The 17,180-nt window shown below is 34.7% G+C and carries 20 protein-coding genes and 1 pseudogene; 13 read left to right on the top strand and 8 right to left on the bottom strand.

Translation table 11 applies throughout. The annotated features are described in order from the left end of the window. Positions 1-2 precede the first annotated feature (2 nt). The 5 genes from epsC to ACWOEC_RS01050 are packed head-to-tail and all read left to right on the top strand — an operon-like array spanning position 3 to position 3,691. Positions 3-527 carry a serine O-acetyltransferase EpsC gene (epsC, locus tag ACWOEC_RS01070; protein ID WP_297077804.1) on the top strand — a complete coding sequence of 175 codons (525 nt, stop codon included), beginning with the start codon at positions 3-5 and terminating at the stop codon, positions 525-527. Next, positions 527-1,933: a cysteine--tRNA ligase gene (gene cysS / locus ACWOEC_RS01065; protein ID WP_455305452.1), complete on the top strand. Its 1,407-nt coding sequence runs from the start codon at positions 527-529 to the stop codon at positions 1,931-1,933. The genes epsC and cysS overlap by 1 nt, the downstream gene beginning before the upstream one ends. Continuing rightward, a complete protein-coding gene (locus ACWOEC_RS01060; protein ID WP_455305451.1) occupies positions 1,934-2,335 on the top strand; it encodes a Mini-ribonuclease 3 in 402 nt (133 codons plus the stop codon). Beyond that, positions 2,322-3,167: a 23S rRNA (guanosine(2251)-2'-O)-methyltransferase RlmB gene (gene rlmB, locus ACWOEC_RS01055; RefSeq protein ID WP_455305450.1), complete on the top strand. Its 846-nt coding sequence runs from the start codon at positions 2,322-2,324 to the stop codon at positions 3,165-3,167. Before ACWOEC_RS01060 ends, rlmB begins: the two co-directional genes overlap by 14 nt. Continuing rightward, a complete protein-coding gene (locus ACWOEC_RS01050) occupies positions 3,164-3,691 on the top strand; it encodes an NYN domain-containing protein (protein ID WP_455305449.1) in 528 nt (175 codons plus the stop codon). Before rlmB ends, ACWOEC_RS01050 begins: the two co-directional genes overlap by 4 nt. Before the next feature lie 42 nt (positions 3,692-3,733). On the opposite strand, the gene hxlB is transcribed toward ACWOEC_RS01050, so the two are convergent. From hxlB to ACWOEC_RS01010, 8 genes and pseudogenes are all read right to left on the bottom strand, one after another. Further along, complete coding sequence (gene hxlB, locus ACWOEC_RS01045) at positions 3,734-4,273, bottom strand: 6-phospho-3-hexuloisomerase (protein WP_455305448.1); 540 nt, start codon at positions 4,271-4,273, stop codon at positions 3,734-3,736. Next, on the bottom strand, positions 4,270-4,896 hold the full coding sequence (locus ACWOEC_RS01040; RefSeq protein WP_455305447.1) for an orotidine 5'-phosphate decarboxylase / HUMPS family protein: 627 nt from the start codon (positions 4,894-4,896) through the stop codon (positions 4,270-4,272). The genes hxlB and ACWOEC_RS01040 overlap by 4 nt, the downstream gene beginning before the upstream one ends. Beyond that, a complete protein-coding gene (locus ACWOEC_RS01035) occupies positions 4,893-5,855 on the bottom strand; it encodes a sugar kinase (protein WP_455305446.1) in 963 nt (320 codons plus the stop codon). The genes ACWOEC_RS01040 and ACWOEC_RS01035 overlap by 4 nt, the downstream gene beginning before the upstream one ends. Positions 5,856-5,875: 20 nt before the next feature. Then, a complete protein-coding gene (locus ACWOEC_RS01030) occupies positions 5,876-7,147 on the bottom strand; it encodes a gluconate:proton symporter (protein ID WP_455305491.1) in 1,272 nt (423 codons plus the stop codon). A gap of 14 nt (positions 7,148-7,161) precedes the next feature. Beyond that, positions 7,162-7,404 (bottom strand): hypothetical protein, encoded by a 243-nt coding sequence (locus ACWOEC_RS01025; RefSeq protein ID WP_297077817.1) that lies wholly within the window; start codon positions 7,402-7,404, stop codon positions 7,162-7,164. Then, on the bottom strand, positions 7,397-8,143 hold the full coding sequence (locus ACWOEC_RS01020; RefSeq protein WP_455305445.1) for a sugar phosphate isomerase/epimerase family protein: 747 nt from the start codon (positions 8,141-8,143) through the stop codon (positions 7,397-7,399). The genes ACWOEC_RS01025 and ACWOEC_RS01020 overlap by 8 nt, the downstream gene beginning before the upstream one ends. Before the next feature lie 150 nt (positions 8,144-8,293). Then, positions 8,294-8,554: pseudogene (locus tag ACWOEC_RS01015) on the bottom strand (substrate-binding domain-containing protein); the annotation flags it as partial. A gap of 60 nt (positions 8,555-8,614) precedes the next feature. Then, entirely contained in the window at positions 8,615-9,277 is a 663-nt protein-coding gene (locus tag ACWOEC_RS01010) for a LacI family DNA-binding transcriptional regulator (RefSeq protein ID WP_455305444.1), read from the bottom strand. A 167-nt stretch (positions 9,278-9,444) separates the two neighbouring features. Between ACWOEC_RS01010 and ACWOEC_RS01005 the strand changes: the two genes are divergently transcribed. The 8 genes from ACWOEC_RS01005 to srtB all read left to right on the top strand — a co-directional run bounded on the left by ACWOEC_RS01005 (position 9,445) and on the right by srtB (position 17,180). After that, positions 9,445-10,005 carry a sigma-70 family RNA polymerase sigma factor gene (locus tag ACWOEC_RS01005; RefSeq protein WP_455305443.1) on the top strand — a complete coding sequence of 187 codons (561 nt, stop codon included), beginning with the start codon at positions 9,445-9,447 and terminating at the stop codon, positions 10,003-10,005. Between the two features lie 103 nt (positions 10,006-10,108). Further along, positions 10,109-10,354, top strand: coding sequence for a Veg family protein (locus ACWOEC_RS01000; RefSeq protein WP_455305490.1), 246 nt, complete (start codon positions 10,109-10,111; stop codon positions 10,352-10,354). A 332-nt stretch (positions 10,355-10,686) separates the two neighbouring features. Next, positions 10,687-11,346 (top strand): heme uptake protein IsdC, encoded by a 660-nt coding sequence (isdC, locus tag ACWOEC_RS00995; protein ID WP_455305442.1) that lies wholly within the window; start codon positions 10,687-10,689, stop codon positions 11,344-11,346. A 60-nt stretch (positions 11,347-11,406) separates the two neighbouring features. Beyond that, entirely contained in the window at positions 11,407-13,764 is a 2,358-nt protein-coding gene (locus tag ACWOEC_RS00990) for an NEAT domain-containing protein (RefSeq protein ID WP_455305441.1), read from the top strand. A gap of 72 nt (positions 13,765-13,836) precedes the next feature. Continuing rightward, on the top strand, positions 13,837-14,715 hold the full coding sequence (gene isdE / locus ACWOEC_RS00985) for a heme ABC transporter substrate-binding protein IsdE (RefSeq protein WP_455305440.1): 879 nt from the start codon (positions 13,837-13,839) through the stop codon (positions 14,713-14,715). Then, positions 14,699-15,676, top strand: coding sequence for a FecCD family ABC transporter permease (locus ACWOEC_RS00980; RefSeq protein ID WP_455305439.1), 978 nt, complete (start codon positions 14,699-14,701; stop codon positions 15,674-15,676). The genes isdE and ACWOEC_RS00980 overlap by 17 nt, the downstream gene beginning before the upstream one ends. Continuing rightward, positions 15,667-16,437, top strand: coding sequence for an ABC transporter ATP-binding protein (locus ACWOEC_RS00975; RefSeq protein ID WP_455305438.1), 771 nt, complete (start codon positions 15,667-15,669; stop codon positions 16,435-16,437). Before ACWOEC_RS00980 ends, ACWOEC_RS00975 begins: the two co-directional genes overlap by 10 nt. Then, the gene (srtB, locus tag ACWOEC_RS00970) at positions 16,434-17,180 is read left to right on the top strand and encodes a class B sortase (RefSeq protein WP_455305437.1); all 747 of its coding nucleotides are present in this window, start codon (positions 16,434-16,436) and stop codon (positions 17,178-17,180) included. The genes ACWOEC_RS00975 and srtB overlap by 4 nt, the downstream gene beginning before the upstream one ends.

Here is a 17,180-nt window from a genome sequence, read left to right as displayed (position 1 = left end):
GAATGAGTTGGATGAAACGCGCAGTTGCTGCAGCTAAAAAAAATGATCCGGCAGCTAGAACGACGCTAGAAGTTATCTTAACATATCCAGGTGTGCATGCTTTATTTTGGCATCGCGTCTCCCATTTTTTATATAAACGACACTTTTTTTTATTAGCACGAATTCATTCTCAAATTTGGCGTAACATTACTGGAATCGAAATCCACCCAGGTGCAACAATTGCTCAAGGGGTATTTATTGATCACGGTATGGGCATTGTGATCGGTGAGACGGCTGAAATTGAAGAGGATGTCGTTTTATTTCATGGTGTAACATTAGGTGGAACAGGTAAAGATCGCGGGAAACGCCATCCGACTGTCAAAAAAGGAGCAGTCATTTCATGCAACACTCAAGTGTTAGGTCCAGTAACAATAGGTGAATATGCCAAAATAGGTGCTGGAGCTGTTGTGATCCACGATATTCCCCCTGAGGCTACTGCTGTCGGAGTACCGGCTAAAATTGTACGTTTGAAAGGAGTAAAAATCTAGTGATCAAAATTTATAATACAATGACTAGACAAAAAGAGTTATTTAAACCAATTGAAGAAAATAAAGTAAAGATGTATGTGTGTGGTCCGACTGTTTATAACTACATTCATGTAGGAAATGGTCGAAGTACGGTAGCATTTGATACAATCAGACGCTATTTGACTTATCGTGGCTATACCGTAGAATATGTTTCTAATTTTACTGACGTTGACGATAAAATTATTCGAGTAGCAAATGAATTAGGTGAAACAGCACCAGAAGTTGCCCAACGTTTTATCGATGCATTCAAAGAAGATACTGCTGCTTTAAATGTACAAGAAGCGGATAAAAATCCTCGAGTAATGGATTATATTGACGATATTATTGTTTTTATAGAAGAACTAATAAAAAAAGGGTATGCTTACGAAGTCGATGGTGATGTGTATTATCGTACTCGAAAATTTAGTGAGTATGGTAAATTAAGTGGCCAATCAATCGATGAGCTAGAAATCGGAGCGAGTCAACGTACTGGTAATGAACAGCAAATTAAAGAAGATCCACTAGACTTCGCTTTGTGGAAACATGCTAAAGAAAATGAGATTTCATGGGAAACTCCATGGGGAGCGGGTCGACCAGGGTGGCACATCGAATGTTCCGTGATGGCGACAAAAGAATTAGGTGAAACGATCGATATCCACGGTGGTGGTCAAGATTTAGCCTTTCCACATCATGAAAATGAAATTGCGCAAAGTGAAGCAAAAACAGGACATGTATTTGCGAATTATTGGATGCACAATGGTTTTGTTACTATGGGTGCTGAAGATGAAAAGATGAGTAAATCATTAGGCAATTTTGTCACTGTTCACGAATTGATCAAAGAAATCGATCCTCAAGTTCTACGCTTCTTTTTAGCGAGTACCCAGTACCGTCGTCCACTGCGTTATTCGATGGCAGGAATTAAGGAGGCAGGTACGAATCTACAGCGATTGAAAACAACGATCGAGAGCGTAAATTTCCGTTTGGAAACAGCCAAAGAATCACTTGAAACAGATACGGAACAGTTAAAAGAATTGACGGAGTTATTTGAACAGTTTACTGCTGAGATGGATGATGACTTTAATACTGCCAATGGATTGACGGTTATCTATGAATTGAGTAAATGGACGAATCGTTATATCGAACAAACAGACGTATCAAAAATTGTATTAGACAAGGCCTTGGAATATTTAACGACTTGGTTAGCGATTTTTGGTGTTGAATTTACTACAGAACTATTAGATGATGCCGTTGAACAATTAATTAAAGAACGTAATAAAGCACGAGCTGATCGTAATTTTGCGCGTAGTGATGAGATTCGTGATTTTTTAAAAGCTGAAGGGATTATTTTAGAAGATACTGCACAAGGAACACGTTGGAGACGAGATTAAATGAGAGATTACAAACAATTAAATGGATTAGCATTGGCTTATGTAGGAGATGCGATTTATGAAGTCTATATTCGGGATTACTTAATTTCTACTGGATTGACTCGACCAAATCAATTGCATAAAGCAGCAACACAATACGTTTCTGCGAAAGCACAAGCAGCTTTGATACATCAAATGCTTGAAGAAGACTTACTAACTATAGAAGAACACGACTTTTACCGCAGAGGACGTAATAGTAAAAGTTATACAAGCGCCAAAAATGCCGATATTACAACATATCGGATTTCAACCGGATTTGAAGCATTGATGGGATATCTACACTTAACAAAACAACAAGCACGATTAGAAGAATTGATCGAATGGTGCATTGAGAAAGTAGGCGATTTACATGGTAAGAAATAATCCACGTAAAAACCAAAGAGATTCATTTGATAAAAAACGAAATACAAAACCAAGAAAAACTCAACATGTATCACATGAGCCAGAGCGAACTCCTGAAGAGTTAGCCGAAAATTTTGTTTTCGGACACCATGCAGTTGTCGAAGCATTGAAACAAGGTCGAGGAAATAAACTCTTTTTATTAGAAGATGCACATGGTGAGAATATCGATGCTTTAAAAGAATTGAGTCGTGAACAAGCTGTTCCAGTAAAATGGGTTCCTAAACAAAAACTAGATACAATGAGTCAAAATGGCGTTCACCAAGGAATGATTCTAGCGATTACACCTTATGAATATTTAAGCTTAGATGAATTGATCGAACGTACGCCAGAGCAACCGTTCTATTTAATATTAGATAGATTAGAAGATCCACATAATTTTGGTTCAATTTTACGAACAGCAGATGCTAGTGGAGTAGATGGGATCATCATCCCTAAACATCGTGCTGTAGGTATTACACCTGTCGTCGTAAAAACATCAACTGGTGCTGTTGAGCATGTACCGATTGCGCGTGTAACCAATTTATCCCAAGCAGTCAAACATCTGAAAGAAAAAGGTTTTTGGATTTTTGGAACAGATATGAAAGGGACAAATTATCGTTCTTGGAATGCTAAAGGTGCAATTGCTCTAATTGTAGGAAATGAAGGTCATGGTATGAGCGAAGGCTTGAAAAAAGAAACAGACGAGCTATTGACGATTCCAATGACTGGACATGTTCAAAGTTTAAATGCGGGAGTTGCAGCTGGGTTATTGATGTATGAAGCATATTATCAACGACGAGTGGATACAGTATGAAAAATGAATTGTTGATTGTAGATGGCTACAATATGATCGGAGCATGGCCGGAACTGACAACATTGAAAAATCAAGATCGCTTAGAAGAAGCCAGAGAAAATCTCTTGCAAAAATTGTCGAATATGGCAAAATATGAAGGTCTAGCTGTGATCGTCGTATTTGATGCACAATTAGTTCCTGGAGTAACGCAGAGTTATCAAAATTATCAGCTTGAGGTGATTTTCACTGAAGAAGGTGAGACCGCGGATTCTTATATTGAACGAATCGCGGGCGAGAAAAACAATGTATTGACTCAAGTACGGGTAGCAACTAGTGATTTAGCAGAACAATGGGTAGTTTTTTCGCAAGGCGCCTTACGAATATCTGCACGTGAGTTATATCAACAAATTCAAAAAACTGAAAAAAATATTAAGCAACATCAAAAAGAAATTCATTATAGTGCTTATCGTAGAAACTCTCCTTGGGATATGGATCAATTGGCATTATTAAATCAAAAGCTCAATGAATTGAGTAAAAAAAAATAGCTGAATCAAACTTGTAGTCTGTTACAAGTTTGATTCAGTTTTTTATTCGATATTAACATGTTCACTAAGCGCCTCTTCATTTGAGGTTTGATCTTTATTTGCGATCATTAAAGCAAGTATATCTAGCGTAATATGGACTGTTTGATCAAATAAAGTCGAAAGTAATTGTATCGATTGGATTCCAGAACCGGTCTTAGTAGCACCAGGAACGATCAAAAAATGATCAGCTAGTTTGGCAAGAGGGGAGTTTGGCTCGCTTGTGATCGCTAAAATTGTCAATCCTAATTTTTTAGCTGATTCAGTTTCTTTTACAATACCAGAAGTTGTACCTGATCCAGAAATCGCAACCCAAAGATCACCCTTTCGGATCGATGGAGTAATTGTTTCACCGATCACAAAATCTGTATATCCAATGTGCATTAAACGCATCGCAAAACTTTTGGCTTGAAATCCGCTACGGCCCGCACCTGTAATAAAAATGCGTGTATTTTTATCAAATAATCCCATTGCTTTTTCTAGTTGGTCTTCAGAAACCTCTTGCATGACTTGATTGATTTCGTTCATTACCTGTACGTTTATCATTTGGAAATGACCTCCTTAAATTCTTGAATGGCTTTTATTGGGTCGGTTGCTTTAGTAATAGCTGAACCTACGATAACTTGTTCGACACTGCCTTGTTCTTGTAGCTTTTGTGCAGTATTTAAGTCGATTCCACCAGCGATCGCTAAACGTTTGATAGTAGGAAAACGTTCTTTAAATTGTTTGACTATAGCAACAGCATCAAAGCAATCTTTTCGATCGATCGAATGATGAAGTGCATAGATAGCTTTATCGAATTGTGTGATTCGTGTGATTTTTTCTTCAGTAACTTCCAATAAGTCGATGACCATTGTTTTTTGATATGCTTGACTGACTGCGTAACAGGTTTCTAGAGTATCGACTGAAGCAGCTCCCATCACCGTGATGTAGTCAGCTCCATATTTAAATCCTTGTGTGAATTCGTACTCTCCTTCATCAATCGTTTTGCTATCTACTAATAATGTTGCATGCTCACAGACTTCTTTTATAGTTGAAATGGCTAAATTTCCATAATCTTTAACTAAAGAGGTTCCTAGTTCGATTACATCTGCATAAGCATCTAGTTCTTTAGCTAATTGCTTTGCTTGATTTAAAGAAATTCGATCGATCGCTACTTGTAGTTTCATATTTGAACCTCTTGTGCAGTTAGAAATCGTGCTAACTCTTCTTGCGTCGGATAGCCATCACTATCGCCAGCTGATTGTACTGCTAGAGCACCGACTGCATTTGCACGGATCACTGCTTCTTTTAATGAAAGGTTTTCCATCAAACCAGTTAACAAACCTACAGCAAATCCATCTCCAGCCCCGACCGTATCGATCACTTCTTTGACATAAAAGCCTGGAACAGTAAATCTTTCACCATCTTTGGTTTTAACAAATGCGCCATCTTCACCTAATTTGACAATAACTGTTTTTGTAGCAGTACCATTGTTTAAGTAAAAATCAGTGATCGTATCAGGATCACGACTACCTACCAAGATAGCGGCTTCATTAATACCTGGTAAAACAATCGTCGCAAATGATGCCAAATAATTTAACGTATCACGCATTTTATCAGTACTCTCCCAAAGTTGTGGTCGCAAATTTGGATCAAAGGTCGTTGGGATATTATGGTGCGCGAGTAATTCGATTAAATGTGTAAATGCTTGACATGCTTGTTGTGAAATCGCAGGAAAAATCCCAGATAAGTGAGCGAATTTTAATGTTGAAAAATCGATTTTTTCTAAAATTGCTTGATTAAAATGTGCAGCAGCTGAACCTTTTCTAAAATAGAAGATACTAGGATCACCCGAACTTACTCGATCTTTTAGCTGAAAAGCAGTCCAGTAATCAGAAGTTTCTTCTACAAGGGAGGTATCAATTTGATTTTTTTTAAGTTCTTTGATAATAAACTCACCAAAAGGATCCTTACCCACTTGAGAGATATACGTACTAGTGTGACCAAGTCGTGAAACGCCAACAGCTACATTGACTTCAGCACCTGCTAAAAACTTTTGAAATTGTGTAGCATCCGTTAGCGATCGGTCGATTTCTTTAGAGCCGAATAATGCGATAGGTTCCCCAATAGTTAAAAATTCTGTCATGATAATTACCCCTTTTCTAATTATAATAAAATATAGGCTACAAATAAGTTAATCACTGTTGCTCCCCAAGCCCAAGGTAGTCCAGTTAGTAAGAAAGTCTTCGTGTCTAATTTAGCGTATTGAACTGACCATAGATTCCAAGATTGAGTAATACAAGCAGAAACACCCATCATAGAAGGAACCACTAACAATCCGTATAAGAAATATTGATTAAATAAACCAGTGCTTACTAAAATAGCTGCTGTAGCTGCTCCAGTACCGTATAGCATCAATGGGCCTCTAAAATAAGATAGAGGTGCAATAATTGCGGCGATGATAATCAAGAGTAATTTACTATTTGGAATGATTTGTTGGAACAATTCAGTAAAGCTAGAAGTTGCATGAATCGCAGCTGATTGGAACATAGTTAACACAAACAGCATGATCAATAGTCCAGCAATGTCGCTGATTGCTAACTTTGCAGTATCATTCATCATCGTAACGAAACGTTTATAATTTCTCATATTTCCAGTCGTCAAAAATGCAAGTAATGTAGAAAAGAGTAGAGCTGGGATAGCATCCCATTTAGCAAAAATACTAAGTGCGACTGGTAAAATCGGGAGAATATATGTCCAGATTGGAACGTCTAAAGTAGTGTCTTTAAAGTCACTTTCAACAATTACGGGGATTCCGTTACGAATTTTTTTAGCATTGAATAAAATAAAGACGATCAATACAGCCAATTGAACAAACATCGCAGCGAAACCAAATCGTTGGTAATGTGGTCCCCAAGCAACTTCTGGGAAGAAAACTTGGAATTGAACAAATAAGACATTATTGACATACATTGCAGCGCCGATGGCAATAGTAAAAACAGAAACAGCAATCGGCTTTGGAACACCGATAGAAAACATAATTGGGAATAAAATCACACCAACAGCAATCGCTGACCCAACACCATACGAACTAGTAAAAATCAGTACAATAACGATTGCAATCAAGATAGAAGCAAGTACAGGTCTTTTTTTACCAACTTTTTCAGTTCGACGACTGATACTACCAGCGATTCCTGTATCAACTAGTACTCGGCCAAACCAAGATCCGAAAATGATATAAGCAGCTGTTTTTCCATAATTTAAAACAGGATCAGTAAAGATTTCTTTGATTGCTGTTTGAAAAGGAACCATTCCGATAATGGTCCATAAAACGGCCATAGTAAAGAATCCGACTGTCAAGTTTCCACCCTTCATTGCATAAATGACAAAAACGATAAATGTAATGGCAAGTAATATTCCAGTAATTGCACCACCTATGAGTCTATGCCTCCCTAATAGTTATTTAGTTCACTTAAAATCCGTTGATAACTTGATCGTGGTCGTGCATCATGATCTGTAAAAAATTCATTTTCGATCGTATTAAATTGTTGAATCAAGTAATAGGCCGATAGATAGGCTGCTAATGCTTCTTTTGCAGCTGCTTCCATATCTTTTTTCTCGATTTCTGGACGGTGAATCGTTTTCATAAAGTTATATGCAAATGTTTCGGGATCGATTTTCGTTTGATTACTCATGAACTAAAACCTCCTGGATTTTTTCTTTTGCTCTTAAAATAGTAGCTGTATCTTGAGTAGGGTATTCGATGGCTACCGGAATATCTGGTAGGGCATTGATTGCTTGTTTCCAATCGATAACCCCCAAATCTAAATCTGTTGCTACAGGTTTATCCTCATGGAAAGTGACGTCTTTCAAATGTAAGTAAGTAACATAAGAAGCTAATAAATCAAGTGCGTCTTGTTCATTCTCATCGACAAAGCGAAAATTCCCTAAATCAAATACATATCCAATAGGTAGCTGTGCTTCTTTGATTTTTTTCATAAATGAAGCAATCGTGGCGATTTTTCCAGACTCAGCGGTTTGGTCATTTTCGATCGCAATAGCAATACCTTTTTTTAGTAGCGCTTTCAATTCGTGAGTTAAAAGATCATTTTTAAATTCACCGATCGTAAACTTAACTTGTGAAACTCCTAAAAATAAAGCTTCTTCTAAATAATCTTGAAGGTGAGGATTGATATATCCATCAAGATAAAGCTGATCAGGAATGCTGTAAAAAAGAGTTAAATTTCGTCTTTTAGCAATATCACGAATAGGAGCTAACTCATTTTTTAAATCTCTAAAATATTCTCTACGAATCTCTATATGCTCAAATCCTAAATCAGAAGCTTGTTCAACAAGTTCGAGTTGAGTCGCTCCATTTTTAAATTCGCTATCAAATACTAGTAAGTTCAAAAAAATTGGCTGTGTAGTCGTCATTTTTAATTTTCCTCCTTTAGTAAACCGGTTTCCTTTTTATGTCAACGCTTTCATTTTTTAAAAAACAAAAATAAAAAAAAGAACTAAACTGACTAATCCCATAGATAAGGGTGCTAGTCAATCGTTCTTTTTTTCTAAAATAACACAAGTTTATAATGATGAACGCCAACGAATTGCTGAAGGAACAATAATTTGGTGCTGCTTGTCTGTATCGTATAGTTGTGCTAATAAAGTCGATGCAGCCGTTTCGCCAATCGTTAAAGAAGGTTGTTCGATACTAGTAATTCCTGGTCCAATCAGTTCTGTAATATTCCAGTCATCAAAGCCAGTAATACCGAGCTGTTCTGGTAAAGAAATGTTGTGATGAATTAACCATTTCAAACAGTGCATCAACATTCGACTATTTGAGGCAAAAAGTACTGTTTTTTGAGCTAGTGGAAATAAATGTGAAAGGTATTCTTCAACTTCGTGTTATTGCGATAATTCAACTAAAGAAAGCTGTTGATTTGAATAGTGAACATATTGTTCGAACACGTGATAGTGAGCAGCACGTGTTCGAACTTCTTCTAGCGGCTCACTCATAACAACGATGTGTTCATATCCTTTCTTCTCGATCTCTGTAGCTAAAATTTTTGTAGCTTCTTCATTGTTGGTTAACACACTTGGCCATTGTTTAGGAGAAGTATCACGATCAACTAAGACGACTGGAATCCCTCGTTCTTTTAGCAACTGATAGGTAACGCTCTTACTGGAAGAAGGTTGTAAGATAATGGCGTCAACATTTTGATCAATCAAACGTTCGAGTAAGATTTGTTCTCTAGTAATAGAATTTGCAGCATCCATAATGATCATTTGATAATCTTTTTTTTCCAAAATATTTCCGATACCTTTGAGTAATAGAGAAGAGAACATGTTAGAAATATCGGCTACGACGACACCAATCAGGTAGCTATGTTTCGATTTTAACGCTTGAGCTTGTTTGTTGGGTCGATAGTTTAGTTCTTTGATGACATCTTCGATTCGTTTCTTTGTTTGATCAGACATATTGTTATAATTATTATTTAAAAAACGCGATACAGTAGTTTTTGAGACTCCAGCTTTTTGAGCTACATCATTGATAGTGATTTTTTTCATGTATGCACTCCTTTACAGACTTTTTTATTATTATACTCAAAGATCAGAAGGCTCACCAAATAGAATGAGAGATGGTGCATGATTTGCTAAAATATTGAACAGTTTTATGAGAAACGCTACGTATTTTCTTTGCTATACTCTGGAAATTAAAAAAAGGAGGGATAGCAATGACCGATAGCGAACAATTCGAACAAACAGAGAACGATCAGCTGTTTCAATTATTTCGTCAATATTTTCCAGTAATTTTAGCAATGAGAAAAAAATACTATATTAAAGACTTTGATGAGGATGATTGGGCACAAGAAGGGTACATTTCACTATATAAAGCTAAATGTGCATATGATCCAAGTAAAGGAGCTAGCTTTGGCTCATTTTTCAAGCGAACATTTGAAAATAATATCAAAAGCCAATTACGTAAACAAAATGCATACAAACGTCAAACAGATCAGCTTGCAACGTCTCTAGAAGAACATACGTATCGTGTGTCGAATGAAGCTACTTCGTTGTATCCCAATGTAATTTATGAAGACTCTTTAAATCGTTTATTGATTATCGAAGCATTGAATGGTTGCATTGATGATCTACCTTATGTAACGCAACAAGTGTTGTTGAAAACTTTAGAAGGAAAAGAGTTATCAGATATCGCAAGTGAATTAAATTTACCGGCACGAACGGTGCGTTATCAAGTAAATAAAATAAAAATAAAAATAAGTTTGCTACTTTATTAAGAAAATAAGGTGAAAAAGAAAAATTAGTTGAAAAAAAATAATAATTATGATAAATTTGTATGTTTGGTATATTTATGTTACACTGTTTGTTGAGGTGAAGATGATGCCAATGACTTTAGCAACAATCAAGCAAGACTTAGAAGGAAAAATCGGTTATGAATTGATGCTCGTTGCCCAAACTGGTAGAAAGCGTCACACAGAACGTCGTGGTGTGTTAACAGAGACATATCCCGCTGTATTCGTAGTAGATTTAGATCCTGAAGAAAATTCTTTTGAACGTGTTTCCTATAGTTATTCAGATATTTTGACAAAAACAGTCGAAATTGAATTTTTGGAAAGAGCAGTTTAATTTAACGTGCAATTAACATAAGCGGTAAAAGTAGTTCTTACAAATTACGTAAGAGCTATTTTTTATTACTCATTTTAATTTGTGAAAAAAATAACTATTTGTAAAAATTATTAATAAAGAGTAACTATCATTTTTTTAGAATTAAAATAAAGATACGATGAGAATAAAAAACCTCTATTTAATAAAGATAGATAAATATTTATCATTTATTTGTTTATTTGAAATGAGTATATCCTCATTTTTATTTGACAATGAGAATCTTTATCAATAGAATGTCCTACACACAAATAGTTGATAATTTGTCAATGTGTAAAATTTTTGGGGGGATATATGTGAAAAAAATCATCAATTTGCCGATTTTATTTTTTTTGGGGTTAATTTTCTTTATTTCTATTTCACAAGTTCAAGCAACAGAGTATCAAGATGGGACATATTCAGTAAACTACACTGTCTATGAGAACGGAACGGATTCTGCATCTATTGCGAATGATTATTTTGATAAACCAGCAACTGTGATTGTAAAAAATCATCAAGCAGAAATACAGTTGCAAATGAATCATAGCGATTGGATCACAGAATTTAATGTAGGGAATTCAACGCAAGTGATTCAAAAAAATGATTCTACCAATACGCGAATTGTTCAATTTACTACTACTAATTTAGATGATAAAGTCGATGCGTCGATTAAAGTAGATATCGAAAATAGCTCATTAAATTATCATCATCAATACAAAGTCCAATTAGGATTTGATTCATTACCAGTGAAAAGTCAATCAGATACGACGTCATCAACCAGTACTACTGATAAACAGATCCAACAAGATCAAAGTATACAAACGGATAATTCTACAATGATCACAACGAATAGTATAGAAAATCCTAAAACTGGACTTTCTGACTCTTCGATAACGTATGTAATATTAAGTCTGTTGGCGATTGTAGCCATCGTTGGTTTAAGTGTTGGTAAAAAAGTAACTACTAAATCTAAATAAAGGAATTAAATAATTATGAAAAAAACTTATCGTGTTTTAACGAGTTTAGCCTTGACTCTAATGCTAAATTCTACAGCGCTATACTCAATTTCATCAACTGTCCAAGCAGCAGAGATGAATCAAAATATGACTAAATCCTATAGTGTTTCTACTTCTCAAGAATCAAGTAGTAATGAATCAATGGCCCAAAAATATTTAAATTCGATAGCTACAGTAACAGAAAAAAATGGATTTTTTCATGTAACAGTGGGGATTAGTGACATTGAAACAGTCAAGAATACCAATTTGAAATTTTATCTATATGATAACGATCATAATAAAAGTTTAGTGAATTATACTGAAAGTACGGATATAATGAGTATTTCATTTGATGTACCTTCTATATCTGATGCGATTTTGATGAATGTAACGTACGACGTTCCAGAATATAACATTCACGGAAATCATAATTTCAAATTACTTTTAACACCTATATCACATGATTCTTCAAGTGCTATGGATAGCAGTTCGGAATTTTTTTCACAATCTTCTTCAGAAGATATTGTGAAAAATGAATCAATTGAATCCTCAGAAAGCGATCAAATCAAATCTTCATCTGATGAAATGATTGTGAATTCAACAGGACAGTCCACCGTATTTTCACAAGATTCATCAGTAAGTACGACATCGGAAACTTCATTATTAGAATCTTCAACACAAATAAGTTCTGAAAGTCCAGTATCTGCAAGTCCAGTATCTGCAAGTCCAGTATCTGCAAATCCAGTATCTGAAATTCCAACAGTTTCACAAGAGAATTCATCGAGTGATTCTGAGAACATGGCATTATCTAATGGGAATTACGAAATACCATTTAGTTTTTGGAAAGAAAATGAAGATGTGCCATCTAGTGCACAGAATTTTTTCAAAAAAGCTTGGCTAAAATTTGACGGCTCAACGATGAAAGTAGCACTGCTAGCTAAAAATCAATTTTCTCTATCGCTAGGTAATCTAGAAAATGACAAGCAAATTCCGGGCTTACGTCTCATGGAAAATGACTCTGAATTTATTACAGAAATAAATATTGATTCTTTAGATAAACCGCAATTGTTCTATGTATCGTATCAAGTAGGCAATCGCTCAATGGCACATGCACTACGATTAATGTTGAGTCCAGAGAAAGCTATAAAAACGAATAATTACCCAGAAAAAAATAGTCAAATGAAGGATGGAATGTATAGCGTACCTTTTGATGTGTTAAAAGAAGATGAAGATGTTTCATCTGGATCAAAGCAATTTTTTAAATCTGCTTTTGTAAAAGTAGAAAACGGTGAAAAGTACATCGCCCTTGTAGCAACAAATAAATTTAATTTAAATTTAGGTACAGTAGAAAATGAACATCTAACTCCAGGGACACGTATTTACGAAAATCAAAATGAATTTGCAACACAAATGCGTGTAAATTCTTTGGATAAACCGGTTTTAGTGTATGTGAATTATCAGGCAGGGCCAATGAATATGACACATCGAGTACGAATCTCATTAGATATTTCTAAATTAGAACCTACATTAAGTTATCCAAAAAAAGTTGAAGAACCGTCAACGACAGAACCGTCAACGACAGAACCGTCAACGACAGAACCATCAACGACAGAACCGTCAATGACAGAACCATCAACGACAGAACCGTCAACAACGGAGCCATCGACGACAGAACCGTCAACGACAGAATCAAAAATTCAGACAGTTGGTATTCAAGCATTACAAAAAAATTCGAATGAATTGTCGATTGCTCAGCAGTATTTAGCATCTAGAGCAAATGTTAGTGCAGTAAAAGATGGATATAATGTGACAATTGCTTTGAATAATTTGAAAGTAGCACGTGAAGCAAGTTTGAAATTTTTCTTGTATGATCAATCTGGAAATAAAATACCGTTAACTTATAATGAAAATACAGCTACAAAAATGACGTTCACTTTCTTTGTTTCTTCACTAGATAAAGAGGTGCTTATGAACGTGACGTATATATTAGACGCGCTAAATATCCAAGGAGATCATGATTTTCGTTTAGTTTTTGCTAATGATTTAAGTTCAAATCAAGAAGAGAATACTATAGGGTCAGATGTAGAAAATGAACAAACTAAACATACGAATACGAGTCAAGACAATATTCCTGTTGTAAATAACATTAAAAATCCGTTATTAGATGGCTCCGTTCAATCAGAGTCTGAAACTATATTAGGTTTAGATACATTAGATCGTCCAGCAGAAATGCAACAAACTGCAAATCGTAATGAAAATACAGCTTCAAATAGTACTTATGCTGAATTAAATCCACATACAGACGCTTCAAAATCGCCTGTTTTAGTATATATATTTCTTGCAGTAGGTTCATTTAGCTACATTGTATTTGAAATCTATCGCAAAAAATCAGTTAAATAATTATTGAAAATCCTATCATACGTTATCTATCTAATAGCGTATGATAGTTTCTTTTTAAAAAGGTGTGAGTTTATGAAAAAAATAACGTATTGTTTTGTTGTTTTATTCGGTATTTTGGGATTGCTTTCTGGTTGCCAAAGTACAAAAATAAAAGATAAACAAACTAGTTTAAAACCTAAAATCGTCAGTACAACTGTCGCTACTACAGAAATATTTGATCGATTAGATCTAGATCTAGTTGGAGTACCAGAAACGAAAAAAACGTTACCAGTTCGATATAAACATACTCAAGTGATTGGTAATCCAATGAGTCCTGATATTGAAAAAATCAGTTTGTTAAATCCAGATCAAGTCTATTCAACCAGTACGTTAGAGTCAGACTTAAGCAAAACATTTGCTCAAGCTAAAATTCCAGCAAATTTTCTAGATTTTAGAAGTATTCAAGGTATGATGGATGCCGTTACAATGTTGGGTAAAACATATGATAGGCAAACTGAAGCGAAAAAATTAAATCAAATATTTATAGATACTATGAAAAAGGTTAAAGACGAAAGCCAAACACACCAGCCCGTTAGAGTTTTGATCTTAATGGGGATTCCAGGTAGTTATTTAGTGGCAACGGAACATTCTTATATTGGTAATTTAGTTTCTTTAGCTGGTGGTGTAAATATTGTAAAAAATGAAAAAGCAGAGTACTTGCCTTCAAATACAGAGTATCTACAAAATAGTAACCCAGATATCATTTTGAGAGCAGCACATGGTATGCCAAAAGAAGTTATTGATATGTATACTGAAGATTTTAAAACAAATCCAATTTGGCAGACTTTTTCAGCTGTTCAAAACAATCGCGTATATGATTTAGATAGTGAATTGTTTGGCATGACAGCAGATATACATGCTACTCAAGCTTTAGAAGAAATGGAGCACTTATTGTATGGAGACAAAAAATAATATATTGATTTTTTTATTTAGCATAATGGTTCTAGTGATGATTTATATTGCTACTTGCAGTGGTAGTACAACTTTAACAATAAATGATATCGTGAGCTTGTTTACTGGGGAGAAAACTCAAGCAATGCAGGTAGTTTTTCTTTTACGTTTCCCAAGGATCGTATTAACATTGATCTGTGGCATTGCTCTGGGTATTTCTACGGTTTTTCTTCAAATTGTGACAAAAAACCCTTTAGCTGAAGCTGGACTATTAGGTATTTCTTCAGGAGCTCAATTAGGCTATAGCAGTTTGATTTTATTTGCTCCAGCTGCTTATTGGTTTGCACCGATCGCTTCGATCTTTATGGGACTAGTAGTCTGTTTTCTTTTACTAAAAATTAGTAATAAAAAAAAACCAGCTATGGTTTACTTTTTAATCGCAGGTGTAGCGATACAAGCTTTTTTACATAGTATCAATCAAATTATTTCACAACTAGCGGATCCGACACAGACTATAGAACTAACTTCTTCCTTTAATGCTAAAAATTGGTCAGATGTTTGGCAATTGGGTGTTCCTGTCTTGTTATTGGTTATCGTGATTTTGTTTATCTATTCCAGAAGCAAGTTGCTAAGCTTCGACGAAACTTTTTTACAGCGATTGGGAGTTCCTGTATTTTTATTACAGAGCATTTGTTTGATGATTGCGGTTGCTTTAGCTTCGTTAACTACAGCATACGTAGGTGTTTTATCTTTTTTAGGAATTTTATCTGCTCAAATTGCCTTTCGTTTAACGAACCAATATCATTATAGTACACTGATTTTAGCCAGTTTAATTGGTAGCTTTTTATTATTAGCAGCAGATACGATAGGAAGAACGCTGTTTTTACCGTTAGAAATTCCAGCAAATCAAATACTAGCTATTTTAGGAGCGCCATTTTTACTCTATTTATTAATAAAGAAAGGAACTTTATTTTGGAAATAACGCAACTACACTATCAATCACCTAAAACTTCGTTTCAGCTGCATATTTCAGATTTACAAATTCAAGATCAATCGATCACGACATTGATCGGCCCAAATGGATCAGGAAAATCAACATTCTTAAATTTATTACACGGAGGGTTAAAACCCAAAAAAGGTACTATCTTGTATCAAAATAAATCATTAACAGAACTTACACCTAAAGAGAAAGGTCGATTGATTGGGTACATGCCACAACAACAACAATTTCCTAATTATTTATCAGTAAAAGAGATTGTCAAGATGGGACGATTACCCTATCAAGGCGTATCTTTAAAGTTGAAAGCAGAAGATGAAATGGCGATTGAACAGGCATTACTGGATTGCCAACTATTAGAACTTGAGCAAACGGCATTTGGGCTTTTGTCAGGAGGCCAACAACAACGTGTTCGCTTAGCTACTATTTTAGCGCAGAAACCCGAATATATTTTTTTAGATGAGCCAACTACTTATTTAGATATCCAACATCAATATTTATTTTTAAACCGATTAAAAGGATTGCAACAAGAACGAAATTTCACAGTAGTCATGGTATTACACGATGTCCAACAAGCATTACTTTTTTCTGACTATTGGATCGGTATGAAAGAAGGCAAGGTTGCATTTAAAGGTCAACCACAAGAAGAAGAGATTGAAAAGATAGAACAATTATTTTCTTGGCCATTTTTAAAACAAGAATTGGCAAATCAAGTTATTCTCACACCAAAGGAAAGCCAAAAATGACGAAAAAAAGTATACGGATTATTCTTTTGTTAATAGCTAATATAGTATTGATTTTTTCGTGTAGTCAGTTGTTTTTATATAAGTGGCAAATTCATCAAAATAAAGAAAAGTTACAAAGTGTGCAAAATATTTATAAGAAACCAAAAATAAAACAATCAATCCCTTTAGACGAAGAAATTCGACCAGTTTTTCAGCAACTACACAACATCAATCCAGATATTTCCGGATGGTTAACAATTCCTGGAACAACGATAGATTTTCCTGTATTACACACGACAGACAATGAATTTTATTTATCTCATAATTATAAAAAAGAACAGACGATTGCTGGAAGTGTATTTAAAGATTATCGTAATCAAAATGAATTTTTTGATCAAAATACTATACTATATGGTCATTATATGAAAAATCAACAAATGTTTGGTGCACTCGATGCCTATATGGCAGAATCATTTTTTAAAGAACATCCTAGTTTTGATTACGATACGCCAAGTTTAAGTTATACGGTAAAAATTTTTGCTGTTTACGATACAACAACAGATTTTAATTATATTCAAACTAAATTTTCTTCCGAAAATGAATTCTCTGCGTACTTAAATCAAATAAAAAAATTAAGCTGGTATACTTCAAATGTATCAGTTGATGAAAATGATCGTATTTTAACGCTGTCTACTTGTGATCTGGATTATTCTACAAATGGACGCTTCGTTATCCAAGGAAAATTAGTACAAAAGAATAAGTGA

It is taken from the genome of Enterococcus bulliens (assembly GCF_053761865.1).
Note: the sequence above shows the minus strand (reverse complement) of the source record. Positions and strands in the feature narration are given on the sequence as shown.